Below are 25,623 nucleotides of genomic sequence, written 5' to 3' on the forward strand. Positions count from 1 at the left end.
TGCTTGTCCGCCAGCCCCCATTGTGCCTATGCTCGCCGCGCCTCGGTGAAACGTTTAACCGGGGTGTCGTCCACGGCCGGGACGAGGACGTTCCTCGGCGCGATGAAGGAGACCTGCATGCTGTGCGCCCCTGTAGATCTGCGGACCGACACGCTGGACAGTCCGTTGTGCATCGGCAGTCGAAGTCCGGAGTTCGCATGGCGGCTGCCTGCCGGGAGCGAGGCCCAAGCCGCCTACCAAGTACAGGTGACCGCTGGGGACGGTTCCGCCGCGGGTGAGCCGGCTTGGGACAGCGGCCGGGTGACCGGCACGGAGCCCTTCGGTGTCACGTACGAGGGCACGTCGCTGATGTCGTGCCGGCACTACGGGTGGCGGGTGCGCGTGTGGTCCGGGACGGAGCAGGATCCCGGTCCTTGGAGCGAGTACGCATCGTTCGAGACGGGCGTACTTGACCCGGAGCGCTGGGCCGCACGCTGGGTGAGCGGGCCCGCTCCTGCGGCGAAGACCGACTATCGCGTGCTGTACCTGCGTGCCACGGTCGATCTTCCCGCACCCGTGGTTCGGGGCCGGGCCTACGTCTCCGCGCTGGGCTGGTACCGCTTCTTCGTCAACGGACATGACCTCACGGGCCCGGCGCTGGTGCCGCGCTGGACTCCGTTCGACCAGTACGTGGAGTACCAGGCGTATGACGTAACGGAAGCCTTCCGCGCCGGCGGCAACGTGGTGTCGATGGCGGTCGGGGACGGTAGGTTCCGCGGGGCCAACGGGCTCACCGGGAAGCAGGCCGTCTACGGCGACCGGACCGCGGGCCTCGTCCAGGTGCATCTCGATCTGGAGGACGGCAGCACAGTCACGGTCGTCAGCGACGGATCCTGGCAGGTCGGGACCGGGCGCATCAGGGCTGCCGACCCGATGTTCGGCGAGCGGGTCGACCTGCGCGTACCCGATGAGGACTGGCTGACGTCATACGCACTACCAGCCCGGTTCGGGCCCGCCGAGGTACTCGACGACCGGCGCACGCTGATCGCCGAGGACGTTCCCGCGGTGTGCGAAATCGAGCGGCTCTCACCTCGCACCATCAGCCGGGCGTCTTCGGGTAGGCAGATCGTCGACTTCGGGCAGAACTTCGCTGGCGTGGTGCGCATCCGACTTCCCGCAGGACCCGGGACCACCGTCCGCCTGACGCACAGCGAGGTCCTGCGCAAGGACGGCGAGCTGGACATCGACTACATCCACGGACTTCCCGTGAACCGCTGGTACCAGCGCGACGAGCTCCTTCTCGGCGACGAAGCAACCTGGTGGTCCCCCTGGTTCACCATCCACGGATTCCGCTACGTCGAGGTCGACGGTCTGCCCGGCGACCTGAGTGCCCAAGACATCGAGGGCATCGTTCTTTCCTCGACGTTGCCGGACGCCGGAGGCTTCGACTGCTCCGACCAGCGGCTCGTCCGCCTTCGCCGCAACGTCTCCTGGTCACTTCGGTCGAACTTCACCGACACCCCGACGGACTGTCCAACCCGGGAACGCTCCGGCTGGACCGGGGACATCCAGGTCTTCGCCCCGACGTCCACCACGTTCGTCGACGTCCAAGCATATTTGCGCCGCTACCTGCGCAATCTGGCCGCAGAGCAACTGCCCGACGGTAGAGTGCCGGTCTTCGTTCCCGCTGAGGTCTCATCCTTCTCCGGAGGAATGGCCAAACTGATGCGCATGGTGGCGCAGTCGGCCGGCTGGGGAGACGCCGCCGTACTGCTGCCCTGGACGCTCTACCGGTATTACGGCGACCGGTCCGTCCTGGAGCGGCAGTACCCGAGCATGACCGCATGGGTCGATCAACTGACCCGCCGGGCTCGTGAGAAGCGGCGCATCAACCGGCGCCTGCGCGGCAGCGCGAACCCTGACGTCGACCCCTTCCTGCTGGACACCGGCTTTCACTTCGGCGAGTGGCTGCGTCCAGGGCAGGGCTTCGCCGCGTCGATTCTCGACAGCATGCGGCACAGCCCGGTGACGGCCACCGCCTACTTCGAGCACTCCGCGCGCACTCTGTCCGACATCGCGACTGTCCTCGGCCGCGACGCCGATGCCACCCGCTACCGGGAACTCGCGGACCACACGCGCAGCGCGTGGCGGGCGGCCTTCCTGCACGACGACGGCCGTGTCGGAACCGACCGCCAGGACGACTACGTCCGCGCCCTCGCCTTCGGCCTGCTGGAACATGACGAACGGCCCGCGGCCGTCGACCGACTGGTCGCGCTCATCGAGGAAGCCGATGACCACCTGGCCACCGGCTTTCTCTCCACGCCGATGCTGTTGCCGGTCCTCGTCGACGCAGGCCGGCCCGACGTTGCCTGGCGTCTGCTGTTGCAAACCACTACGCCGTCCTGGCTGTACCAGGTCGAACAGGGGGCGACCACCGTCTGGGAGACCTGGAACGGATACAACACGAAGGGGGAAGCAAAAGAGAGCCACAACCACTACGCCTTCGGTGCGGTGGTCGGCTTCCTCACCGAATACGTCGCCGGGCTGTCGCCGGCTGAACCGGGCTACCGCGTGTTCGACGTCTGTCCACTGGTGGGCGGCGGGCTGACCTCCGCCCGCGCCGAGGTGCAGACACCCTACGGCGCCGCCTCCAGCAGCTGGGTCGCAAGCGAGAGCAAGGTGACATTGGAGGTCACGGTTCCCCCAGGCAGCACCGCGCGCGTGCACACCGGCACCGGTAATCCCCCGCAGGAGCTCCGTAGTGGTACGCACACGGTGGTCTGGCCTCGCGCCGAGAAGAGGGGCCAGGGCTGAACCCCAGCCGTTCCGCCACGACTGCGGGCGGCGGTGTGGCTCCGGTGGGCAAGTCGCCGGCCGACAGCTCCCCGTCCGCTTCGGAGGTCGCCTTCGAGGTTCCGCCACGACTGCCTGAGCCGATACGCGACCAGGTACTCGCAGCAGGGCGGCGCGCCACCGTCCTACCGAAGAAGGTTGCCGCAGACGTCGACGCGACCACCACTGAACCGGGCGATGTTCCCACGCCGTGACCGGCCCGCCGGAGCCGCAGCCGCCGTGCGGTACCGCTTGGCACCCGCACACGCGCACCCCGCCCCGTTCCACGATGCTGTCGCCGTCACGGCTCTGCACGAGGCGGGTGACATCAAGGACGGCGTTGGGCGTTGGTCGGTGTCAGCGCAGCCGGCGGCGCTACGACCGCAGCAGGTACCGGCATGCCATGTCGCTCAGGGAGGCGAGGAAGGTGTCCTCGTCGGCCTCGGAGCCGGCGATGGCCGGACCGTAGGCCACGCGAACGACGAGCGAAGAGAACAGGACGGTGTAAGCGGCCCGGACGGCCGACTCCGGATCGTCGTGGTCCAGGTGGTCCCGGACCTCGAGCAGGACGCCGGCGAAGAGTCGGCCGAGCTCGGCGCTGTAGGTCGCGCCCCGCCGGTGGACCTCCGGGTGTGCCCCCGAGATGAGGATCACCGACCGCAGCAATGGAGCGTGCCGGGCGAAGATGCCGGCGACCGCCCGCACCGCGCGGTCCACCAGCCGGTCGGGGGCCAGGCCCCGCCAGTGGTCCGCGTCGGCGAAGACCCCCTGGTCGGCCCGGACACGGGCCAGCCCGTGCTCGTAGACAGCGAGGAACAGGGCGTCCTTGCTGTCGGTCCGTGCATAGATCGCGCGCGGCGCCACCTGGGCACGGTCGCAGACCGCCGCGATGGTGAATGCCTCGTACCCACCCTCCGCCAGCAGTGCCACCCCGGCGTCGAGCACCCGGGCCCAGGCTTCACGGCTGCGCCTCTGCAGCGGCGGCCTGATCGCGAGGGGATCGCCAGCGCCGTTGTCAGCCGATGTGGACGACGTCACCGATGGGTCCCCTCCGATGCGCGGCAACAGCCGCCGAACAGTCTTGACAGAACCGTAGCAAGCGCTATCGTCTCAGCTTAACCGTAGTGCTTACTACGCTTTGGCCATCTTCCACCATCGGAGGACAGTCGTGCTGATCGTGATCGGCAGTGCCCGTGCCCTTCCCGGACGCCGTGCCGACCTGGTGTCGGCCACTCGCGCCGTCACCTCGCAGACCCGTGACGACCAGGGGTGCGAGTCCTACGGCTTCTACGCCGATCTGGCCGACGAGGACGTGATCCTGAGCCTGGAGGTGTGGCGCGACCAGGCCGCCCTCGATGCGCACATGGACCACCCGCACACCCAAGAGTTCCTGGCCGCTGCGGGCCCGTTGATCGACGGCACGCCAACGATGCGCTTCCACACCGTCGCCGGCTGATCCCTTCCCCACCGCTGCATCTCGACGAGGAGAACCGTGAGCGTCCCCGCAACGAAGCGAGGCCGGGTCGCCGTCATCGGCGCCGGTCCGGCCGGCATGGCCACCGCCCTGTCGGTCCACCAGGCCGGCCACGACGTCGTCCTCCTGGAGCGCTACCCGCAAGCCCGGCCGGCCGGCAACATCCTCAACCTGTGGCCGCCGCCGATCAAGGCGCTCGGCCTGCTCGGCGTCGACATCGCCGACCTGGGCGCCCCCTGCTATTCGGAGTTCCGCTCCGCGAAGGGCCGCACCCGGGTCCGGGTCAACCTGCCCGAGCACACCGTCGCCGACTACGGGGGCGGCTTCATCGGACTGCTGCGCCCGGAGCTCTACCAGCGGCTGCTCGCTGCGATGCCGCCCGGTGTCCTGCAGCTCAACCGCACGGTGGAGAGCTTCGACCAGGACCAGACCGGCGTCCGGTTGAAGATGGCCGACGGCAAGACCATCGAGGTCGACGTGCTCGTCGGCGCCGACGGCATCGACTCGCTGGTCCGTCGGACGCTGTGGGGCGACTCGCCCAAGCGGGAGCACAACCTGCACATCTTCGGCGGATTCACCTTCGACGAGGTCGTCGTCGCGGACCGGGGGTTGTGCATCGTCTCCCACAGCCGGACGGTGCAGGGCAGCTGGACCTCGATCCGACACAAGGGCCGCCACGGGTTCCAGTGGTGGGTGCTGGGCGCACACGACGCCGCCACCACCTTCGACGGCGACCTGCACGCCACCGCGACGGCGATGGGCGCGGAGTTCGCCGCCCCGCTGCCGCAGCTGATCGCCGCGACCGAGCCGGGCAACGTGCAACGCTGGGTGCTGCGCGACCGCAAGCCGCTCAAGCAGTGGTCCAAGGGCCGGGCGACCCTCGTCGGTGACGCCGCGCACCCGACCTCCCCCTATGCCGCTTACGGCGCGGGGATGGCGACCGAGGACGGGTACTACCTGGGCCGCCGACTGGCCGGGCTCGACCTGAGCGACCACACCGCCGTCCGGGCCGCGCTCGACGCCTTCGAGGCCCCGCGCAAGCCGCACACCGCCCGCCAGGTGCAGCAGGCTTACATCCTGGGGAAGGTCTTCCACCACACCCCGGGTCCCCTGCAGAGGGTGCGGGACACAGTCCTGGACCGGACTCCCTTCCTGCAGAAGGTGGCCGGCGAGTCCTCTCCCGGCGAGATCCTGGCCCAGATCGCCGCGATCGACGAGGCCGAGAAACGATTCGTCGCCGTGCGCGCTGGGGCGTGACGGCGCCGGGCGGGCTCGAGCGCATCGTCGGCCGGCCGCTCGGCGACTACATCGCGCACCCGTAAACGACCGTCAGATCCCTTCCCCATCGCGCACCACTACCTCCTGAGGAATCTCATGTTCGCGAAAATCAACGGTACTGATCTCTTCTTCGATGTCGTCGGATCGGGCCTCTCCGTAAGGGAGAAGAGCCTCGAACCGAAGCCGGTGCTGTTCGTTCACCACGGGGGCCCGGGCGGCGATCACAGCCATTTCCGGCCATGGCTCGACGGCCTGCAGGACACGGCACAGATCGTCTACTTCGACCACCGGGGCACAGGACGATCCGGCCGCGCGGACGTCAGCACCTACACGCTGGAGCAGATGGCCGACGACATAGAGGCGCTGAGGCTCTATCTCGGTATCGAGGCGCCTGTGCTGCTTGGCGCTTCATTCGGCGGCATGGTCGCTCTGCAGTACGCCATCCGCCATCCCGATTCGCTGTCGAAGCTGATCCTGGTCGACACGGCACCGAGCAACGACTATCACGCGCTCTCGATGAAACAAGTTGCGAAGGTGGCCAGCGCAGAGCAGATGGAGATGCTCAAGGACCTGTTCGCGGGGACCATCACCCCTGAGAGGTACGCCAGGTGGGCAGAGGTCGTCGGCCCCCTCTACTACCGCACGGTCCCGCCGCTGGCCGAAAGGGAAGCTGTGGACGCACGCGTCATAGCCGGACCCGAAGTGGCCGAACACGTCCTGAAGAACGAACTTCCCCTCTATGACGTCCGTGCACAGCTGGGCGCCATTCACATCCCAACGCTTGTCGCCACGGGCAGGCACGACTGGGTCACCCCGCCGTCGCAGTCGGAAGAGATCGTGAAGGGGATTCCCCACGCGGACTTGCACATCTTCGAGAACTCGGGACACAACCCCTTGGTGGAAGAGACCCACGAATTCCTCGAGACCATCGCCCGATTCATTCGGTCGTGAGACAAGGGAATCGCGTGAACGCGGTTCCCTGACATGGGGTCAGGTGCAGTGGCCGAAGCCGGCCTCGTCGAATACCCCCGCATCGTGGCCGTCGGACGAGCCATCACCATGTCCGGCGGCCACGGTCACTTCACAGGAGCACTCGAAGCCTCGAGGGCTCACACCGAATGCGAAGGAGCAACGTTATGACTCGAGTTCCGTATGATGCCGAGCTGCAGTCCGCGGCCGAGCAGTTCATGGAGACCTACGGTCCGACCATGCCCGCTCACGTTGTCCCCTTCGCGCGGTCCCTTTTCGAACAGCAGGTGCCGGGACTGGACGAGCTCGTCGCCGGTCGCCAGGTCGCGGCACGCACCGTCAATGTCCCAGGTGATGAAAGTGGTCCCGCATCCGCCGTGACCATCTTTTCGCCGGAGTCGCCCGCCGCTGGTGGCGGAGTGTTCTACATCCATGGTGGAGGGATGGTGATGGGGCATCGGCTGGGCGGCGCGGACGAACTCGTAGCCTTGGTAGAGCAGTTGCAGGTGCCGGTTATCACCGTCGATTACCGGCTTGCACCGGAGGATCCGTATCCGGCGGCCGCGAACGACGTACGACGTACCTGGCTCTGGGTGGTTGAACATGCGGCTGAGCTCGGCGTTGACCCAAGCAGCCTGATACTCATGGGCGGAAGCGCCGGCGGAGGGCTGGCGGCCGGACTGGCTCTGCGTCTACGGGACGAGAAAATGCAGACGCCTCTGGCGGTCTGCCTGCTCTCACCGATGCTCGACGACCGGAATGAATCCGTTTCCAGCCACGACTACGATGGCACCTCGTTGTGGGACCGCGGCTCCAACCTGATGGGATGGGACGCCCTCCTGGGTGCGGAGCGGTCAACGGTTTCCGCCTACGCGGCACCAGCACGCGCCACCGATCTCTCCGGGCTGCCGCCTACCTATCTTGAAGTCGGTTCGTCCGAGGTATTTCGCGATGAGGTCAATGAATTCGCATCGCGACTGTGGGCCGCAGGAAACCTGGCCGATCTGCACGTGTGGGCCGGCGGTTTCCACGGCTTCTCCACCTTCGCGCCACAAGCACGGGTGAGCGTGGCATCCCTGACCACTCGTACCGATTGGCTGCGCCGGATACTCCTGTCCCGATAAGCCTCACTGACGCATCGGAAGATTCACTCGGGCGTAAGGCAAGAGAATCAAATGAACGCGGTTTCCCTGATCACAAACACCCATCTCATCGATGGACTCGGAGGCGCTCCCCAAACCGGCACCAGTGTCCTGATCGACGCAGGCCGCATCGCCTGGATCGGTCCGGACGAGAACGCCCCTTCCATCGGCGACAAGCCTGCAATCGACGGCAATGGGCACTCTCTGATCCCCGGCCTCATCAACTCTCATGTCCACTTGGCGAATGATGGCTCCGCCGATCTCTTCGAGCAGGTTGTCAACGACAGCCTGCCGATTGCCTCACTCCGCGCCGCTCAGAACGCCCGTTACACGCTTGCATGCGGCGTCACCACCGTGCGCGACTGCGGTGCGGCGAACGGAATAGTCATCGAGTTGGGCAAAGCGGTCGAGGCCGGCCTTGTCGAAGGTCCCCGGATCGTGGCAGCCGGCCGGGTCATCACCATGACGGGCGGCCACGGTCACTTCATGGGACGGGAAGCGGATGGTATAGATGCCATCCGCCACGCGGTCCGGGCGGAGATCAAGGGAGGCTCTCAGTTCATCAAGGCCATGGCCACGGGCGGTGTCCTGACGCCCGGAGTTCGCCCGACCCAGACCGCGTTGCTTGCCGAGGAACTGCGCACAGTAGTGCAGGAAGCTCATAACGCCGGGAAGCGAGCTGCTACACACGCGATCGGCCGGCAGGGAATCAAGAACGCACTCGACGCCGGCGTGGATTCAATCGAGCACGGCTATCACCTCGACGAGGAGCTCTTCACCCAGGCGATCGATCAGGGCACCTTCCTTGTGCCAACTCTTCTCGCGGTCGATGGAATTGCCGAATTCGGGCCAGCCGGGGGCAGTCCGGGGTGGATGATCGACAAAGCGATATCGGAGCGCGATCGTAGCCGCGAGATGTTCCGCGCGGCTGTCCAGGCCGGGATGCGCGTCGCGGCCGGCACTGATGCCGGGACTCCCTTCAATCGTCATACCGACCTCCCCAAGGAGCTCGCGGTGATGGTCGCGATTGGCATGACGCCGATGCAGGCTCTCCTGGCGGCGACAGCGAATGCTGCCGCAAATCTTGATCTCCTCGACGAGATCGGCACCATCGAGGTGGGAAAGGCCGCTGATCTCGTGTTGCTCGACGGGGACCCGCTCGAGGACATCGGCGCTTACGGTCGACCGGTCCTGGTCGCGAAGGCCGACGTCATTGCCCGCAACGACCTGATGGGAGCTGCACGTTGAAGGAACTGACCGAACTCGGGGTGCTCGACATCCTCGACGCGGAGAGTGCCTACAACGATGCGGTGGCGGTGGCCGAATCGCTCGCGCCGCTGGCCGTGTCCGCCCTGCACGACCTGGAGAAGGAGAACCGGTGACCGGATCCCTGATGCTGCGCAACGCCCGCCTGCTCGACCCGCTGTCCGGGGAGTACACCGAAGGCGACCTGCGGTGTGATTCCGGCCGGATCGTGGAGGCGGGGCCCGGTCTCACCGCGGCCGACGTGCCTTCGATCGACGTCCGGGGCGCGGTCGTGCTGCCGGGGCTGGTCGACGCGCACGTGCACATCACGGCGTCGACCGCGGACCTGGGCTCGCTGCCGTCGTTGTCACCGTCGTATGTGGCCGCTCATGCCGCGCGCACGATGAGCCGGATGCTCGACCGCGGATTCACCACAGCCCGCGACGCGTCGGGCGCCGACTACGGCTTCGCCGACGCCCAGGCGGAGGGACTGTTCCGCGGCCCGCGACTGCTGTTCTGCGGGCGCGCGCTGAGCCAGACCGGCGGGCACGGCGACAGCCGCACCCGCGGCACGCAAGCGAAGGACGACCACCCGTGCTGCGCGGGCCTGGGCCGGGTGGCCGACGGCGTCGACGCGGTCCGCGCGGCCGCCCGCGACGAGCTGCGCAAGGGCGCCCACCACATCAAGGTGATGGCATCGGGTGGCGTCGCGTCCCCGACCGACCGCATCGACTCGACGCAGTACTCGGCTGACGAGCTGAGCGCGATCGTCGAGGAAGCATCGGCGGCGAACCGCTATGTGGCGGCGCACGCGTACACCGCCCGAGCTGTCAACCGCGCTTTGGAACTGGGCGTCCGTTCGATCGAACACGGCAACCTGCTGGACGATCGGAGCGTTTCGCTGTTCCTCGCCCACGAGGCGTTTTTGGTGCCGACGCTGGTGACGTACTGGGCGCTGAAGGAGGAGGGCCGCGAGCACGGGCTGCCGGAGTCGAGCTGGCGCAAGGTCGACGAGGTTCTGGGCGCAGGCATGGCGGCCCTGGAGCGTGCGGCTCGTGGCGGCGTGAAGCTGGTGTACGGGACGGACCTGTTGGGCGGCATGCACCGCCACCAGAACCACGAGTTCCGCCTGCGCGGCGAGGTCCAGACCCCGCTGGAGGTGATCCGCTCGGCAACGTCGACCGCGGCGGAGTTGCTGAACCTGACCGGGGAGATCGGGACATTGGCCGTGGGCGCGCACGCGGACCTACTGGTGGTGGACGGAGATCCGTTGGCGGACCTCGGGGTTCTGGCGGAGCCGAAGCACTTCCGCCACATCATCCAGGGCGGTGCGGTGGTTTCCGGGACCTGACACCGGAGGAGACCGGGCAGCACGCCACCCGTTCGCCAGGGACGGCCGGGCTTTCGGGCGTGCCGGTCCACGAAGGCGCCGCCTCGGGCGGCCCGCGCCAACTGCCGCCTCCGCCAGCGCACTTCGTCAGGCGTGCGGAACAGCTCTCCGCCGGGCTCGGCGTCCCTGCGCCGGGACCTGGCTGAACGCTTCCAGGATGCGCGCGGCACGGGAGTGGACCGACTCGTGGTGCGGTGGCTTCATCGCACGGCTCCCACGGACACCCGTTTCACCCGGCGCTGCCCTCGACCGGTCCGCCCTGCGGCTGCTGGGGCAGGCCCGCCCCGACCCGCACGGCGGTCTCACGCAGCCAGATGTGCGCGGCGTCGTGCGTATGCACGGGATGCCACCACATCGCTTCCTGCAAGGGCACGGCCGCGTAGGGAGGTTCCACGATGCGGACGGGGGCGATCGGTGCGAGCAGGCCGGCGAGCCGTGCCTGGACCATGGCGATCCGGCGGGTGCCTGCCACGAGCAGCGGCAGCAGCTGGAAGCTGTCGACGGACACCTCCACGCGCGGCTCCACCCCGAGCAGCCCGAGCTGGCGCACGGCCGGGGCGTCGTACGTCCGCTGGTAGGTGACCCACGGCAGGTCCGCCAGGTCCTCCCAGGTGAGCCGGTCCGCGACGGACGGGTGGTCGTCGGCGATCACGAAGACCCAGCGGTCGTCGTAGAGGTCGGTGGCGGGGAAGTCGCTGATCACGCCGTGCGGCATGAGCAGTCCATCGACGGTGCTGAGCAGGGTCGTGGTGTCGTCGACCACGGTGGGTGGGGTCTGCGCGAAACGCAGCCGGATGCCGGGAGCCTCCTCGTGCACGACGCGGGCGAGTTCGGCGCCGAAGACCGCGACGGCGTAGTCGGAGGCCACCAGCTTGAACTCGCGGCTCTCATGCGCCGGGTCGAACGTGGCCTGGCTGGAGAAGAGCCTCTCGATGACGTCGTAGGCGGTGGAGGTGCGTTCGAGCAGGACCTGGCCGAGGGCGGTGAGTTCGTAATGGCCGCCGACGCGGGCGAGCAGGTCGTCGTCGAAGTGCTTGCGCAGCCGGGCGAGCGCGGCGCTCATGGCGGGCTGGCTCAGTCCGACGCGCTGCCCGGCCCGGGTGACGTTGCGCTCCTCCAGCAGGGCTCGCAACGCGACGACAAGGTTGAGGTCCAGACGGGCCAGATTCACGGGCTTTCCCTTGCTGTACGGCGTCGGACAACGCTGACCAGCGAACATCTGGAAGATGGATGGACGCTATCCATACAATCGATTTCCCTGATCCTCGGTGGCGGGTTCAGATTAGTCCCACCGCAATATCAGGAGGACACGTCCGTGAAACCCGCTCCCGCATCCAAGCCCTTCACCGGCCCCTTCGCTCTCGCGACGCTCTCGGCCCCGAATGGCCCGGTGTTCCCCGCCCTGGTCACGTCCGACGAGCGCGTCGTCGACCTGCGCGACGCCCTGGGCGACGAGCGGTTGACCGTCCGTCGCCTCCTGGAGGACTGGCCGGCGGTACTGCCCCGGCTGCGGGCCCTGGCCGGCGACGAATCCGTAGAACGCAGGCCGTTGGCGCAGTTCCGGGCGCACGCGCCGGTCGAACCGCGGCAGGTGTTCCAATCGGGTGCCAACTACCGGCAGCACGTGATCGATCTGCACGTCGCCCATCGCGCCCCGGGCGATGACCGGCCGGAGGACGAGCGGCGCGCGGAGGCCGCCGAGATCATGGACCGGCGGGCGAAGGAGGATCTGCCGTACGTGTTCATCGGTCTGCCGAGCGCCATCACCGGCCCGTACGACGACGTCGCACTCCCCGGATGGGCCGAAAGGCCGGACTGGGAGCTGGAGTTGGCGGCCGTGATCGGCCGCCCGGCGCACCGGATCTCCGTCGACGAGGCCCTTGAGTACGTCGCCGGGTACACGATCGCCAACGACCTCACCGACCGTGCGACGGTCTTCCGCCGGGACATGCCGCAGATCGGCACCGACTGGCTGCGCAGCAAGAACGCGCCCGGTTTCACCCCGCTCGGCCCGTGGATCGTGCCCACCGAGTCGATCGTCGACCCCGGCGAACTGCACCTGGTCCTGAAGCTGAACGGCGAGACCATGCAGGACGAGTCCACCAAGGACATGATCTTCAACGTGGCGCGCATGGTGTCCTACGCCTCGCAGAGCGCCCAACTCCTGCCCGGAGACCTGGTGTTGACCGGTTCACCGGCAGGCAACGGCATGCACTGGGGACGGCTGCTGCGCGACGGCGACGTGATGGACGGCTCCATCACCGGACTCGGCGCCCAGCGCACCCGCTGCGTAGCGGAGGCGGCGTCGTGACGGCGCCGGACCGGACCGACCCCGAGGGTGCGATAGCCGAGGCCGCCAAGGCGTACTCGAACTGGGGCCGTTGGGGCGAGGACGACCGTATCGGCACCCTCAACTTCCTCGACGAGGCCAAGCGCCGCGAAGGCGCCGCGCTCGTACGGCGGGGCGTCAGCTTCTCGCTCTCCCAGCGGTTCGACATGAACGGACCGCAGAAGGGCTGGCGGCGGCGCACCAACCCCGTCCACACCATGCTCGACACGGGCACCGACGCCGCCCTCGGCAACCAGGGCTTCCCGCACGGCATCGGCGGCGCCGACGACGTGATCGCCATGCCGCTGCAGTGCTCGACGCAGTGGGACGGGCTCGGCCACATCTTCGACCACGGCAAGGCGTGGAACGGCCGCCCCGCGGAGCAGGTCGTCACCTCCGACGGCGACCTCGTCACCGGCATCGAGCACATGGCCCCGTACGTCGCCGGGCGCGGCGTCCTCCTCGACGTCGGCCACGTGGTGGGTGAGCACGGCGAGTTGCCGGACGGCTTCGCCATCACCGAGGACCACCTGACCCGGACCGCCGAGGCGCACGGAGTGACGGTGGGGCGCGGGGACCTCGTGCTCGTCCGCACCGGGCGGCTCGCGCGGGCCCGGCGTGAGGGCTGGGGCGAGTACGCGGGCGGTCCGTCGCCCGGTCTGTCGTTCACCACGGCCGGCTGGCTGCACCGGACGGAAATCGCCGCGATCGCCACCGACACCTGGGGCTTCGAGGTCCGCCCGAACGAGTTCGAGCACGCCTTCCAGCCGCTGCACCAGGTCGCCATCCCCAACATGGGCCTGCTCATCGGCGAGATGTGGGACCTGGACGCGCTGGCCGCCGACTGCGCACGCGACGGCCGGTTCGACTTCTGGCTGACCGCCGCGCCCCTGCCGATCACCGGCGCGGTCGGCTCGCCCGTCAACCCGATCGCCGTCAAGTAGTCCTCAACCTCCTCGAGGGATAAAGGAGTTCCCCCATGAGCACACCCCGCACGGTTCTCGTCATCGGCGGTGGCGCGGCCGGCAACGCCGCCACGATTCTGCTGCGCCGCGCCGGGATCGCGGTCGACCTGATCGAGGCCAAGGACGACTGGAACGCCACCGCCGGGTCCGGCATCACACTCCAGGGCAACGCCCTGCGCGTCCTGCGCGAACTCGGCGTGTGGGAGCAGGTGGAGAAGTCCGGGTACGGCTTCGCCGCGGTCGGCATCACCGCCCCCGACGGCACCATCCTGCATGTCGCCGACGATCTGCGCACCGGCGGCGACGACCTGCCCGCCACCGTCGGCATGCAGCGCCCCCAGCTCCAGCGCATCCTCATCGACGCGGTCCGCGCGAGCGGTGCCACCGTACGCCTGGGTGTTCGCGCGGAGTCCCTCGAACAAGACGGTGCCGGCGTCACCGTCCGCTGCACCGACGGCACCGAGGGCCACTACGACCTCGTGATCGCCGCCGACGGCCTGGGCTCCACGACCCGCGCGGCCATCGGCATCCCGGACAAGCCGGAGCCCACCGGCATGGCCATCTGGCGGATCGCCGCACCCCGCCCGGCCGGTCTGACCCGCACCGACCTCGCCTTCGGCGGCCCCGCCTACATCGCCGGCTACTGCCCGACCAGCGAGAGCACGCTCTACGCGTACGTCGTCGAGGCCAACCGCGACCGTGCCTCCCTCCCCACCACCTCCTACGCCGACGAGATGCGTGCCCTGGCCCGGCACTACGGCGGCCACTGGCCCGAGATCACCCGGCACATCACCGACCCGACGCAGGTCAACTACACCTGGTTCGACCGGATGCTGGTCGAGGGCTCCTGGCACCGCGGCCGCGTCGTGCTCGTCGGCGACGCCGCGCACTGCTGCCCGCCCACCCTCGCCCAAGGCGCGGCCCTGTCGATGGAGGACGCCTGGGTCCTCGCCGAGATGCTGACCGCCGCCGACGCCTGGGAGGACGCCCTGTTCCAGGCGTACTACGAGCGGCGGATCCACCGCGTACGTCCCGTCGTCGAAGCGTCCGTGCAGATCGGCCAGTGGCAGCTCGACGGAGTCCGCGACGCGGACATACCCGGGCTGATGGGCCGCACCATGACCATGCTGCGGGAGCTGCCATGACGACACCGCCCACCATCGACGTGCACGCCCACGTCCTGCTGCCCCAGATCGAGGCACTGGTGGACGGGCTGCCGGGCCATGCCGAGGCCAAGGCCCTGGACGCCCGCCGCAACGGCCCGGACGCCCTGAAGGTCAACGGCCCGATGATCGGCGAACGCATCGCCCGGCTCACCGATCCGACCGTCCGCCTCGCGGCGATGGATGCCCAGGACGTGGACGTCCAGCTCGTCAGCCCCTCCCCCTCGCACTACCACTACTGGGCCGACGAGGAGACGGCCGAGAAGGTGTACAGGCTCGCCAACGAGGCGACCGCGGCGCACTGTTCGGCCGCCCCCGACCGGCTGCGCGGCATCGGCCTCGTACCGCTGCAACACCCCGAACAGGGGGTGCACGCGCTCGACCACGCCCTTGAGCAGGGCCTGTCCGGGGTGGAGATCTCCAGCCACGCACCGGGGCGCGAACTGTCCGACCCCGCCTACGAACCGCTGTGGGCACGGGCCCAGGAGACCGGGGCGATCGTCTTCCTGCACCCCTTCGGCTGCACCCTCGACGAGCGCCTCGACCAGTGGTACCTCTCCAACTCCGTCGGCCAGCCCACCGAGAACGCCGTCGCCCTGTCCCACCTGATCTTCTCCGGCGTCCTCGACCGGCACCCGGGACTGCGGCTGATCGCGGCGCACGGCGGCGGCTATCTGCCCACGCATATCGGCCGCGCGGACCATGCCTGGCGGGCCCGCCCCGACGCACGGACCTGCCGGGAGACGCCGAGCAGCTACCTCGGGCGCCTCTACTTCGACTCGCTCGTCCACGACCCCTACGTACTGCGGGAGTTGGTGCGCGTGGCGGGCGCCGACCGGGTGCTGCTCGGCTCCGACTTCCCCTTCGACATGGGCGCCGACGACCCGCTCGGCGCCCTGCGCGCCGCCCGCCTGTCCCACGCCGACTTCGACGCGGTGCGCGGCGGCAACGCGGCCGCCCTCCTCCGCCTCCGTCCCCGGAAGGACTGATCGCCATGAACGGACGTCTGCTCACCCATCTGCGGCACGTCGACCTGGCCGTGCCCGACTATGACAAGCAGCTCGACTTCTACTCCGGCGTCTGGGGCCTGACCAAGGTCGCCGAGGACTCCGGTCTCTCCTTCCTGGCCGCCGAGGGCTCCCCCGAGCAGTACGTCGTCCGGCTGCGCAAGGCCGACGAGAAGCGCCTCGACCTCGTCTCGTACGGAGCGGCCTCACCGCAGGACGTGGACACGCTCGCCGAGCAACTCCTTGCGGGCGGCGTGCAGTTGATCTCCAAGCCGGGCAAGGTCGACACCCCCGGCGGCGGCTATGGTTTCCGCTTCTTCGACGTCGACGGGCGCACCATCGAGGTCTCCGCCGACGTCGAGGTCAGGCGGCACCGCAAGATCGAGGAGAAGGAGGCCATCCCGGTCAAGCTCTCCCACGTCGTGCTCAACTCCCCCGACCTGAACCGCACACGGGAGTGGTACGAGCGCCACCTCGGCTTCGCGCTCTCCGACACCCTCTCCTCGCCCCACATGGGCGAGGTCATGCACTTCATGCGGATCAGCAACCAGCACCACTCGATGGCCCTCGCCAAGGGCCCGCACACCGCCCTGCACCACGTCTCCTTCGAGATGCGCGGCATCGACGAGTACATGCGCGGTTCGGGCCGCGTGATGCGCGCGGGGTTCAAGAAGATCTGGGGTCCCGGCCGGCACATGGCGGGCGACAACACCTTCACGTACTTCCTCGACCCGCACGGCAACACCGTCGAGTACACGACCGAGTTGGAGCTGCTCGACGAGGACACCTGGCACCCGCACGTCTACGACTTCTCAAAGCCCGAGGTCACCGACCAGTGGGGCACCGCCAACGCGATGAACGAGATCGTCGCCAAGGAGTCCTTCAACGACCCGGACCGCGGCGTGTTCGTCGCCCCGCCGGTCTGACCCCACCCCGAGCTCCGGGGGCGCGGCGGCCCTGTCCATGCCTTGACTCACCGCCGCGCCCCGGCCCCTCCTCGCGCCAGGAGTCCCATGCGATTCGCCACCTACGCCCACCAGCACCGCACCCGCGTCGCCGTCGTCGAGGCGGACGGCACCCTCTACCCGCTGCCCGGCACCACGTCACTCACCGAGCTGATCCGCTCCGGCGACGGCCTGCCCGCCCTCCTCGACGCCGGCGCCGCCGCACTCGACGTACCGCCAGGGCCGCACGTCTCGAAGGTGCGGCTGCTTCCCCCGCTCCAGCCTTCCTCCGTACGGGACTTCGTCACCTTCGAGGAACACGTCGAAGGCGTACGCAAGGCAGTGGACGGTATCGCCGGAGTGCCCGAGCAGTGGTACGCGGCGCCCACCTTCTACTTCACCAACCCGCACGCACTGTTCGGCGCGCACGACGACATCCCGATGCCCCCGGGCTCGACCGCCCTCGACTATGAACTCGAAGTCGCCGCCGTCATCGGCCGCGAGGGCAGCGACCTCACCCCGGAGCAGGCACGGGACCACATCATCGGCTACACGGTCTTCAACGACTGGTCCGCACGGGACCTGCAGTCCGCCGAGATGACGGTCGGCCTCGGCCCCTGCAAGGGAAAGGACACCGCGACCACCCTCGGCCCGTACCTGGTCACGGCCGACGAACTCGAGCCGTACCGCGACGCCGAGGGCTTCCTCCGCCTCGCCCTCACCGCCTCCGTGAACGGCCAGGTCATCGGCAAAGACCTGCTGTCCAACATGAGCTGGACCTTCGAGGAGATGGCCGCGTACGCCTCCCGCGGCACCCGGATCGTCCCCGGCGACATCCTGGGCTCCGGCACCTGCGGCAACGGCGGCTGCCTCGCCGAGCTGTGGGGCCTGCGCGGCGAGCAGACCCCCGCGCCGCTGAAGCCCGGCGACACCGTCGCCCTTACCGTCGAAGGCATCGGCACGGTCTCCAACACCGTGGTCACGGGCGCCGCCCCGGTCGTCCTGCCCAACGGCCGGCGCCGCTCCCGGGAACGGCCGTGAGCGACCTGCGCCCCAAGCGGCTTCTCGGCAAGGTCGTGGTCGTCACCGGCGCGGCCCGCGGTCAGGGCGCCGCCGAAGCCAAGGCGCTCACCCAAGAGGGCGCCCGCGTCATCGCCACCGACGTCACGGAGGCCACGGGCATCCGCCCCCTCGACGTCACCGACGAGGCACAGTGGGCCCAACTCGCCGCCGAGCTGAGGGAGTCGTACGGACAGATCCACGGCCTGGTCAACAACGCGGGCATCACCTGGCGCGCCCGCCTCGACGAGATACGCGCCGACGACTTCGCCCGCGTGCACGCCGTGAACGTCACCGGCCCCCTCCTCGGCATCCAGCACCTCACCCCGCTGATGCCGCCCGGTGCGTCGATCGTCAACATCGGCTCCTCCGCCGCACTGACCGCCCATTACCCGGTGGCGTACACGTCCAGCAAATGGGCGCTGCGCGGCCTGTCCAAGACCGCGGCGCTGGAACTCGGGCCGCGCGGCATCCGCGTCAACACCATCCACCCCGGCTTCATCGAGACGGAGATGACCGCGTCGGCCGCCCCCGCCTTCCGCGAGAGCAACCTCCGCGAGACCCCGCTCGGCCGCACTGGCACGGTCGACGAGATCACCCCGCTCGTCGCGTTCCTGCTCTCCGACGAGGCTTCTTTCATCACCGGCGCCGAGATCCCCGTCGACGGCGGCTACACCGCCCACGGCGGCGCCAAGTCGATCTCCGACGCCCTGCGCACGCAAGCCGGATCGTAAAGAGGGCGGATGGCGAACCCGCCCTCGTCGCCAACAAACATCGGTGAAGCCGGGGCATCGCACCATCGCCCCTGCATCGGGCAGATGAAGGAGCGCAACGCACTCCACACGGTGCACCCGTAACAGCCTCAAAAGTGGGTCGAACATGTTCACCGGAACTACAAAAGGGCAGGTCAGACGCCCTTCGCTACTGGCTCTAGAACAGCGACACACTCAACATGCGACGTCATCGGAAACACGTCGACATCGACGGGCCGCCTGATGCGCGGATGACGCCAGACTCCCACCTTGACACTCATCAGCGAAGTGCAGCCACGACTGTCGGCCAACTCTGCTCTTCCGAAGCAGTCTCCACGGTCTCAGGGGGCACGTGGGTCGACCCGATGCGTGACGTGGCACCTTCCCGAAGGCAGCACAAGACAACTCGAGACCAAGATCCGGACCATACACGGGCCAAACCCCGCCAACCACCCCTCGAATCGCACATACGCGCAGGTCAGAGCAACGCGCACGGAGTACCACCAGCAGACGAAGAACGTTTTGTTTCATACAGCCCTAAGAAAATTGGGTTCTTCTAGAGCCTCAAGTTGGGTGCCTGGAGGGAGCTTTACCCTTCCAGGCACCCACAGCCCCGCAGCCCCTATCCGTGACCATTCAGCAACCTTCCGGACCCGTTCGCCGCGAATCTGCGCGCGCCGTGGACCAGTCACGGACCAGCTGGTTCGCTACGTTGCATCGCCCTCGGCGGTGCGAAGAAGTGCGAGACGACGTCGGGTGACGGGCGTGATCACACAGCAGTGGGCTCTCGGGTGGTCTCGTCGTCGTTGAGCACCGCGAGGACTGGCTTCTCCACATTGTCAGCCCACGAGCAGGCTAGGAAGGCAGGTTGGAACAGGCTCAGTGCCTGGTCGGACCGACGATCAATCAGTGGCTGACTGTACGAGAGGCGTCGGCTGGACGGTCGGTCGGTGGTCCGGGGTGTATGCCCAGGTGCGGAGTTGCTCTACGGCCTTGCCGATGCGGAAGACGGTCGGGTCGTCATAGGTGTGGCCGACGATCTGGACGCCGGTCGGAAGGCCCCAACTGGAGTGGCCGCTTGGCACGTTGAGGACGGGGCAGCGGTTGCTGATGTTGAAGGGCAGGGTCATGGCCGCCCACAGCGGCTCGCCGTGGTCCTCGCCGTTCACCACCAGACGCCCCAGGAGGTCGTCCCCGGCGGGCAGTCCGGGGACGGCCGTGGTCGGGCAGATCAGGGCGTCGAAGGGGGCCATCGCCTCGGCCAGTTCGCGCTGCAGCCGGGTCTCGACGCGCAGGCCGTCGAGGTAGGTGACCTGCTCACAGGCGACGGCCATGGTGTCGGCGAAGGCTGCCGCATACGGCGACATCCGGTCGCGGTGCTCGGCTTCGATCTCGCGGACCATGGCGCCGAAGATGGTGGAGAAGTGTGCGGCGGCACTGATGAGGAGGTCGTCCTTGGTCCACGGGAGTTCGATCTCCTCGACGATCGCACCCGCGTCGGTGAGGGCGCGGGCGACGGCGCGGGTGTGGGCCTCGATCTCCGGGTGCACGTCGTAGGCACCCAGGCGCAGGCACAGGGCGATGCGCATCCCGGCGACCGCGTCGTACTCGGTCGGCAGGACGAGTTTCGGGCTCAACGACACGTGGTCGCGCGGGTCCGGGCCTGCCAGGACGTTGGCGAAGGTGACGCAGTCGTCGACGGTGCGTGCCATGGGGCCGTCGCCGCGGTAGTGGTCGGCGGACAGCGGTGCCACACCGGGGATCCGGCCATACGGGGCCTTGTACCCGACGGTGCCGGTGAAGGCGGCGGGGATACGGGTCGAGCCGCCGATGTCGGAGGCGGAGGCGAGCAGCGCGGTACCGGCGGCGAGGCAGGCGCCCGCGCCGCCGGACGAGCCGCCGGGGGTGAAGTCGGGGTTCCACGGATTGCGGGTGACGCCCCACAGGCGGCTGTGGGTGAAGGTGGCGATGGAGAACTCGGGGGTGGCGGTGCGGGCGTGGATGATGCCGCCCGCCTCGAGGATCCGGTCGATGACCGGGGCGTTCTCGGTCGCGGTGTTGCCGACGTTGACGAGGGAGCCCTCGGTGAGGGAACGCCCGGCGATGGCGTGCTTCTCCTTGGTGGCGACCGGGATGCCTTCCAGCGGGCGCGGCGTCAGGCCGCCCTTGCCGAGGAAGCGGCCCTCGGCGTGCCGGGCCTGTTGGAGTGCCTCGTCGAAGAGCTGCTCGGTGAAGGCGTTGACGACCGGTTCGGTCTGTTCCGCGCGGGCGATGACCGCGCGCATCAGCTCCACCGGGGAGAGCTCGCCGGCGTCGAAGAGCCGCCGCGCCTCGGTGGCGCTGAGGAAGGCGAGATCGAGATCGGTGCCGGCGTCGTTCGGGTTCATACGGACTTCCTTACGGCTAAAGGGACTTCACGGACGAGGGTGGGTAGGGGCTGTCAGCCGAGCAGTCGTTTGAGTGCGGTGTTGATCCAGGCCGTCGCCTCCCCTGCGGCATGGCTGAGGTGGTCCATGCCGTAGAAGCCGTGGACGAGGCCGTCGAACCGCCGGTGCGCGACGCCTGCGCCGGCGCCCCGCAGCGCTTCGGCGTACGCGTCTCCCTCATCACGCAGCGGGTCGTACTCCGCGGTGGCCACGACGGCCGGAGCGAGCCCGGACAGGTCCTTCGCCCGCAGGGGTGCGACCCGCGGGTCGGCGCCGAACGCGGCGGAGGCAGGATCGGAGGGGCTGACGCCGAGGTACTGCTCGAAGAACCAGTGCAGTTCTGTGGTGGTGAGGAAGTAGCCTTCGCCGTTCTCGGCCCGCGACGGGTAAGCGCCGGACATGTCCGTGCTGGGGTAGACCAGGAGTTGGGCGGCGAGCGACAGTCCGTCGGCGTGGGCCTGCTGTGCGCACACGGCGGAAAGCGTCGCTCCGGCGCTGTCGCCGCCGACGACCAGCCGGGCAGGGTCGCCGCCGAACGCGTCCGCGTGCCGCGCGACCCAGGTCAGGGCGGCGTAAGCGTCCTCGACCGCGGCGGGGAAACGATGCTCGGGCGCGAGCCGGTAGTCGACGCTCACCACGACGGCGTCGAGGTCGCGGCACAGGTTCCGGGCGTGCACGTCGTGTGTGTCGAGGTCGCCGGCCACCCAGCCGCCGCCGTGCAGGTACACCACCGTTGGCACGGGCGCCGTGGCATGCGGCCGGTAGACACGGGCCGGGACGGAATCCGCCAGCACCGTCGAGGTCACCGTCGCGACCTCGGGCTTTGCGGCCTGGTCGAGGTGGTCGGCGGTCAGCGCCCGCAGCCGGGCTCTGGCCCGTGCAACAGCGTTCTCCCCTGGTTCTGGGGCGCCGAGTTGCTGGAGCCTTCGCAAGCACGCGGCAATGTCCGGGTCCAGAGGCACGTCACTTCTCCTGTCGGTCGCCGGCACACAGCCAGTGGGCGGCCGCCGCGAGCAGCGCCGTCACGCCGGTGTGGATCGTGGGTTCGGGTACGGGGGCGAAGTACGGGGAGTGGTTGGCCGGGATCGTGTCGGGCAGGCCGTCCGTCAGCAGGGTGTCGGGGGCGATGTGCTGGAAGAGGGCCGGGTCGGCGCCGCCGAAGTGCCAGAAGACCGAGGGGACACCGAGGGCCGTGCCGAAGGTGCCGAAGTCCTCGCTGCCGGTGAGGGGTTCGGGCAGGGTGAACACCCGCTCCCTGCCCAGGACTTCGGCGATCGCGGTCAGTACGGTGCCGGTGGCCGCGGTGTCGTTGACCGTGACGGGGAAGGCGTTGAGAGCGGTGATTTCGGGCTCCTTGGGCGCGCCGGACGCGGCCGCCTCGGCACGGACGATCCGTTCGACAGCCGCCAGGACCCGCTCCCGTACGACGGGCGTCGTGGAGCGAATGTTGATCCGCAGGTCCGCCGTGTCGGGAATGATGTTCTCCTTGGTGCCCGCGTGCAGCGAACCGACGGTCACCACGGCGGTCTGCGCCGCCCCCACCTCCCGGGAGACGACCGTCTGCAGCCGCATGACGACCGCGGCGGCCATGACGATCGGATCGACGGTCGTCTCAGGCGTGGAGCCGTGTCCACCGCGGCCGTGAAGGCGGACCCGCAGGCTGTCGGAGGCGGCCATCACCGTGCCCGGGCGGGTACCGACGAGACCGACGGGGGCCGGGGACACATGCTGGCCGAGGCAGACATCCGCGCGTGGAAAGCGGTCCAGGAAGCCGTCCTCGATCATGGCCGGTGCCCCGCCGACCTCCTCCGCCGGCTGGAACACCGCGACGACCGTGCCATGCCATTCCCCACGGGCGGAGGCGAGTTGGGCGGTCACGCCGAGCAGGCAGGCGACGTGCATGTCATGGCCGCAAGCGTGCATGACGGGAACCTTGTTGCCCTCGCCGTCGACGCCCATCTCCTGGGAGGCGTACGGCAGTTGCGTCCGCTCCCGCACCGGGAGCCCGTCCATGTCGGCGCGGAGCAGGACCACCGGGCCCTCTCCGTTTGCCAGGACCCCGACGACACCGGTGCCGCCGACGCCCTCGGTGACCTCCCAGCCCTGCTCGCGCAGCCGTTCCGCGACGACTCCGGCCGTACGGAACTCCTGGAAGGACAACTCCGGGTGGGCGTGCAGGTCTTCGTAGAGGGCCATCAGGCCGGGCAGCCGCTCCGGGAAGCCGGACAGCAGGCGCGCGATGGGGGCGGCGGTCATGAGTGCTCCTTTGCGGGCGTGGGGAGTTCCGGCGCGCCGGTGACGGTCCGGAAGGTGGCGGCGTCCTGCGGGGTGAGGAGTGCCATCACGGCGGCGATGGCCGCGCCGAGCACCAGGGAGGCGAAGGCCACCTTGAAGGAGAAGGCGTCGGCGAGCACGCCGATGACGGGCGGGGCGACCATCCCGGCCACCTGGCCGCCGAAAACGATCGCGCCACTGCCCACGCCGACGTCCTCGGGCGCGAGGCCGCCCAGCGGCACGGCAAGGATCGGCATGTAGCACAGGGAGACGGCGGTCGTGGCGAGCGTGCCGAAGACGATGAAACCGATGAGCGACGGCGAGAAGACCATGAACAACAACGTGACCGCGGCCGCCGTCATGCTGGGCACGATCACCCTGCGGTGGTGGCCGCCGAGGCGGTCCGCGAGCCGCCCGCCGACGACGATCGCGCCGGTCGCGGCGAGGCCGGGAATCGCCACGAGGGCCCCGGTAGAGGCGAGCGAGATACCGTACTCCTCGCTCACATAGGACGGGATCCACGTGCTGAGACCCCACACGATCAGGCTGTAGCCGAACATCATGGTGCTGAAGCGCCAGATCACGCCCTTGCCCAGGACTCCCCCGGCGCCCCGCCGGTCGACGCGGGGCTCCGGCTCCGCCACCGGCAGCGGCGCGGGGAGCCACACCCGTATCGCCACGAGCACGAAGACGCCGAGGGCAGCCGTCGAGTAGAACGCCGAACGCCAGCCGAAAGCGGCGATCAGAGGCGCGACGAGGAGCGGGGTGAGCACGCCCGCGAGGGCGTTCGAGCTCATGATCACGCCATTGGCGCCCATCCGCTCAGCCGCTGTCGTCCGCTCCACGAGGACCTTCATCGAGGCGGGCGGGAAGACGCCCTCGGCCGCGCCGAACGCGAACCGCATCAGCAGCAGGACGCCGAACGACCAGGCGAATCCGGTCAGCGCGGTGAACACCGACCAGCACAGCAGGGCCCAGAGCATGATCCGCTGGGCACCGTACCGGTCGGCGAGCAGGCCGCCGGGTATCTGGCACAGGGCGTAGGCGAGGAAGAACGCCGAGACGATCAGGCCCTGTTCCCCGCGGCCCACGTCGAACTCGGCGCCGATGGAGGGCAGGGCCAGGTTGATGACGAGCCGGTCGGCGTAGTCGACCAGCCAGGCGGTGAACAACAGCACGATCGTGATCCGGACGGTTCTGCGGACGGGCTGAGGGGGCGGAGCAGACACGCGGCACTCCTTCGACTCCGGGCGGCCGAAGCCGGGGTTGGGCATTGGCCGGAAGTGCCCCTACGATCCGGTCCGTGACAGGAATCCCTGGAGAATTGCAGGAAAACATCTCGGGAGGAGCCACAGTCCCTGATTCCCGCGGGACCGGCGGGGCTGCTCCGTTCTCCGAGTTGGACCTGGCCCTCGTCGACGCGCTCCAGGCCGCTCCCCGGGCACCGTGGTCCCGGATCGGCCGGGCCCTCGGCGTGGACGCGACCACGGCGGCCCGCCGCTGGGAACGGCTGCGCGCGGGCGGTCTGGCCTGGGTCAGCGCGTACGACTCCGCGAAGGCGACGACCGTCGCCTACGTCGAGGTCAGGTGCCGGCCCCGGGCCGTGGAATCCGCCGGCGCCGCCCTGACCGACATGCCCTGGGTCTTCAGCGTCGACGAGACGGCCGGCGAATTCGATCTCCTGGCGTCGGTCGTCGCTGCCGACCTGCCCTCCCTCGGCCGCTCGGTGCACAGCCTGATCGGCGGCCTGAGAGGCGTACGGTCCACCCGCACACGCCTCGGCATCACCCTGTACAGCGAAGGCGGCGACTGGCGCATGCGGGCCATGGAACCGTCCGGCGACGCGGAGCTCTCCGCTCCGCGCACCTCGCACCCGACTCCGTACAGCGCCCATATGCACCACCGGCCCCCGCCCGAGGACCAGGCCCTTCTCGAAGCCCTCGGCCGTGACGGACGCCTCGGCTACACCGACCTGGGCACCGCGACCGGCATGAGCGAACACACCGCCCGCCGCCGGCTCCAGCGGATGGTCCGCGACAGGGACATCACTTTCCGCTGCGACCTGGCCCACCCCCTCGCCGGGCTCTCGACGGTCGTGCTCTACCGCACCGCGGTCCCCCACACCCACCTCGAGGCCACGGGCAACGCGCTCGCCCGAAGGGAAGAGGTCCGCCTGGCCGTGTCCGTCAGCGGCTCCGACAACCTCCTCGTCATGGTCTGGCTGCGCGGCCTGCACGCCATCGACCCCTTCGAGGCGCACCTCGCGGAACGCTTCCCGCACCTGAAGGTCAGCGACCGCACCGTCTTCCTCCACACCCGCAAACGCATGGGCCGCCTCCTCGACACCACCGGCCGCGCCGTCGGACACGTCCCCTTCTCCCTGCCGCAGGTCTGA

Annotated in this window: 22 protein-coding genes; 16 read left to right on the plus strand and 6 right to left on the minus strand. The window is 69.3% G+C overall.

The genetic code is table 11. The annotated features are described in order from the left end of the window. Positions 1-3 precede the first annotated feature (3 nt). Complete coding sequence (locus OG456_RS43945) at positions 4-2,793, plus strand: alpha-L-rhamnosidase (protein ID WP_266570693.1); 2,790 nt, start codon at positions 4-6, stop codon at positions 2,791-2,793. A 393-nt stretch (positions 2,794-3,186) separates the two neighbouring features. Here OG456_RS43945 and OG456_RS43950 read toward each other — a convergent pair whose 3' ends face one another. Then, positions 3,187-3,849, minus strand: coding sequence for a TetR/AcrR family transcriptional regulator (locus OG456_RS43950; RefSeq protein WP_266570694.1), 663 nt, complete (start codon positions 3,847-3,849; stop codon positions 3,187-3,189). 130 nt (positions 3,850-3,979) lie between these two features. Here OG456_RS43950 and OG456_RS43955 point away from each other — a divergent pair, with 130 nt between their 5' ends. The 7 genes from OG456_RS43955 (at position 3,980) to OG456_RS43985 (ending at position 10,270) form a co-directional block, all read left to right on the plus strand. Beyond that, positions 3,980-4,267 carry a putative quinol monooxygenase gene (locus OG456_RS43955; protein WP_266570695.1) on the plus strand — a complete coding sequence of 96 codons (288 nt, stop codon included), beginning with the start codon at positions 3,980-3,982 and terminating at the stop codon, positions 4,265-4,267. Between the two features lie 36 nt (positions 4,268-4,303). Then, the gene (locus OG456_RS43960; protein WP_266570696.1) at positions 4,304-5,542 is read left to right on the plus strand and encodes an NAD(P)/FAD-dependent oxidoreductase; all 1,239 of its coding nucleotides are present in this window, start codon (positions 4,304-4,306) and stop codon (positions 5,540-5,542) included. Between the two features lie 117 nt (positions 5,543-5,659). Then, complete coding sequence (locus OG456_RS43965; RefSeq protein WP_266570697.1) at positions 5,660-6,514, plus strand: alpha/beta fold hydrolase; 855 nt, start codon at positions 5,660-5,662, stop codon at positions 6,512-6,514. 185 nt (positions 6,515-6,699) lie between these two features. Further along, a complete protein-coding gene (locus OG456_RS43970) occupies positions 6,700-7,656 on the plus strand; it encodes an alpha/beta hydrolase fold domain-containing protein (RefSeq protein WP_266570698.1) in 957 nt (318 codons plus the stop codon). Positions 7,657-7,707: 51 nt separating this feature from the next. Beyond that, positions 7,708-8,922, plus strand: coding sequence for an amidohydrolase family protein (locus OG456_RS43975; RefSeq protein ID WP_266570699.1), 1,215 nt, complete (start codon positions 7,708-7,710; stop codon positions 8,920-8,922). Continuing rightward, positions 8,919-9,056 (plus strand): hypothetical protein, encoded by a 138-nt coding sequence (locus OG456_RS43980; RefSeq protein ID WP_266570700.1) that lies wholly within the window; start codon positions 8,919-8,921, stop codon positions 9,054-9,056. Before OG456_RS43975 ends, OG456_RS43980 begins: the two co-directional genes overlap by 4 nt. Beyond that, a complete protein-coding gene (locus tag OG456_RS43985) occupies positions 9,053-10,270 on the plus strand; it encodes an amidohydrolase family protein (RefSeq protein ID WP_266570701.1) in 1,218 nt (405 codons plus the stop codon). Before OG456_RS43980 ends, OG456_RS43985 begins: the two co-directional genes overlap by 4 nt. A 268-nt stretch (positions 10,271-10,538) precedes the next feature. Here OG456_RS43985 and OG456_RS43990 read toward each other — a convergent pair whose 3' ends face one another. Continuing rightward, positions 10,539-11,480 carry a LysR family transcriptional regulator gene (locus tag OG456_RS43990; protein ID WP_266570702.1) on the minus strand — a complete coding sequence of 314 codons (942 nt, stop codon included), beginning with the start codon at positions 11,478-11,480 and terminating at the stop codon, positions 10,539-10,541. Positions 11,481-11,624: 144 nt separating this feature from the next. On the opposite strand from OG456_RS43990, the gene OG456_RS43995 reads away from it, so the two are divergent. The 7 genes from OG456_RS43995 to OG456_RS44025 all read left to right on the plus strand — a co-directional run bounded on the left by OG456_RS43995 (position 11,625) and on the right by OG456_RS44025 (position 18,510). Then, entirely contained in the window at positions 11,625-12,620 is a 996-nt protein-coding gene (locus OG456_RS43995; protein WP_266570703.1) for a fumarylacetoacetate hydrolase family protein, read from the plus strand. Further along, complete coding sequence (locus OG456_RS44000) at positions 12,617-13,582, plus strand: cyclase family protein (protein WP_266570704.1); 966 nt, start codon at positions 12,617-12,619, stop codon at positions 13,580-13,582. Before OG456_RS43995 ends, OG456_RS44000 begins: the two co-directional genes overlap by 4 nt. A gap of 35 nt (positions 13,583-13,617) precedes the next feature. Beyond that, positions 13,618-14,748, plus strand: a complete 1,131-nt coding sequence (locus OG456_RS44005) for an FAD-dependent oxidoreductase (RefSeq protein ID WP_266570705.1) — start codon at positions 13,618-13,620, stop codon at positions 14,746-14,748. Beyond that, on the plus strand, positions 14,745-15,755 hold the full coding sequence (locus OG456_RS44010; protein ID WP_266570706.1) for an amidohydrolase family protein: 1,011 nt from the start codon (positions 14,745-14,747) through the stop codon (positions 15,753-15,755). Before OG456_RS44005 ends, OG456_RS44010 begins: the two co-directional genes overlap by 4 nt. Positions 15,756-15,760: 5 nt before the next feature. After that, complete coding sequence (locus OG456_RS44015; RefSeq protein ID WP_266570707.1) at positions 15,761-16,699, plus strand: VOC family protein; 939 nt, start codon at positions 15,761-15,763, stop codon at positions 16,697-16,699. Between the two features lie 87 nt (positions 16,700-16,786). Beyond that, positions 16,787-17,758, plus strand: coding sequence for a fumarylacetoacetate hydrolase family protein (locus OG456_RS44020; protein WP_266570708.1), 972 nt, complete (start codon positions 16,787-16,789; stop codon positions 17,756-17,758). Beyond that, on the plus strand, positions 17,755-18,510 hold the full coding sequence (locus OG456_RS44025; RefSeq protein WP_266570709.1) for an SDR family NAD(P)-dependent oxidoreductase: 756 nt from the start codon (positions 17,755-17,757) through the stop codon (positions 18,508-18,510). Before OG456_RS44020 ends, OG456_RS44025 begins: the two co-directional genes overlap by 4 nt. Before the next feature lie 920 nt (positions 18,511-19,430). Here the strand turns inward: OG456_RS44025 and OG456_RS44030 are convergent. Genes OG456_RS44030 through OG456_RS44045 form a run of 4 tightly spaced genes read right to left on the minus strand, consistent with a single transcriptional unit; the run spans position 19,431 to position 24,457 of the window. Continuing rightward, complete coding sequence (locus OG456_RS44030; RefSeq protein ID WP_266570710.1) at positions 19,431-20,915, minus strand: amidase; 1,485 nt, start codon at positions 20,913-20,915, stop codon at positions 19,431-19,433. Between the two features lie 53 nt (positions 20,916-20,968). After that, positions 20,969-21,916 (minus strand): alpha/beta hydrolase, encoded by a 948-nt coding sequence (locus OG456_RS44035; RefSeq protein ID WP_266570711.1) that lies wholly within the window; start codon positions 21,914-21,916, stop codon positions 20,969-20,971. Position 21,917: 1 nt separating this feature from the next. Next, entirely contained in the window at positions 21,918-23,210 is a 1,293-nt protein-coding gene (locus OG456_RS44040; protein ID WP_266570712.1) for an amidohydrolase, read from the minus strand. After that, entirely contained in the window at positions 23,207-24,457 is a 1,251-nt protein-coding gene (locus OG456_RS44045) for an MFS transporter (protein WP_266570713.1), read from the minus strand. Before OG456_RS44045 ends, OG456_RS44040 begins: the two co-directional genes overlap by 4 nt. Before the next feature lie 74 nt (positions 24,458-24,531). Between OG456_RS44045 and OG456_RS44050 the strand changes: the two genes are divergently transcribed. After that, entirely contained in the window at positions 24,532-25,623 is a 1,092-nt protein-coding gene (locus OG456_RS44050) for an Lrp/AsnC family transcriptional regulator (protein WP_266570714.1), read from the plus strand.

The organism is Streptomyces sp. NBC_01446 (assembly GCF_026340095.1).
Lineage (GTDB): Bacteria > Actinomycetota > Actinomycetes > Streptomycetales > Streptomycetaceae > Streptomyces > Streptomyces aureus.

What these genes read in the sequence shown, in the direction of transcription:
- OG456_RS43965 (WP_266570697.1), top strand. Translation starts at nt 5,660, where the DNA reads ATGTTCGCGAAAATCAACGGTACTGATCTCTTCTTCGATGTCGTCGGA.
- OG456_RS43970 (WP_266570698.1), top strand. Translation starts at nt 6,700, where the DNA reads ATGACTCGAGTTCCGTATGATGCCGAGCTGCAGTCCGCGGCCGAGCAG.
- OG456_RS43975 (WP_266570699.1), top strand. Translation starts at nt 7,708, where the DNA reads ATGAACGCGGTTTCCCTGATCACAAACACCCATCTCATCGATGGACTC.
- OG456_RS44005 (WP_266570705.1), top strand. Translation starts at nt 13,618, where the DNA reads ATGAGCACACCCCGCACGGTTCTCGTCATCGGCGGTGGCGCGGCCGGC.
- OG456_RS44010 (WP_266570706.1), top strand. Translation starts at nt 14,745, where the DNA reads ATGACGACACCGCCCACCATCGACGTGCACGCCCACGTCCTGCTGCCC.
- OG456_RS44015 (WP_266570707.1), top strand. Translation starts at nt 15,761, where the DNA reads ATGAACGGACGTCTGCTCACCCATCTGCGGCACGTCGACCTGGCCGTG.
- OG456_RS44020 (WP_266570708.1), top strand. Translation starts at nt 16,787, where the DNA reads ATGCGATTCGCCACCTACGCCCACCAGCACCGCACCCGCGTCGCCGTC.
- OG456_RS44030 (WP_266570710.1), bottom strand. Translation starts at nt 20,915, where the DNA reads ATGAACCCGAACGACGCCGGCACCGATCTCGATCTCGCCTTCCTCAGC.
- OG456_RS44040 (WP_266570712.1), bottom strand. Translation starts at nt 23,210, where the DNA reads ATGACCGCCGCCCCCATCGCGCGCCTGCTGTCCGGCTTCCCGGAGCGG.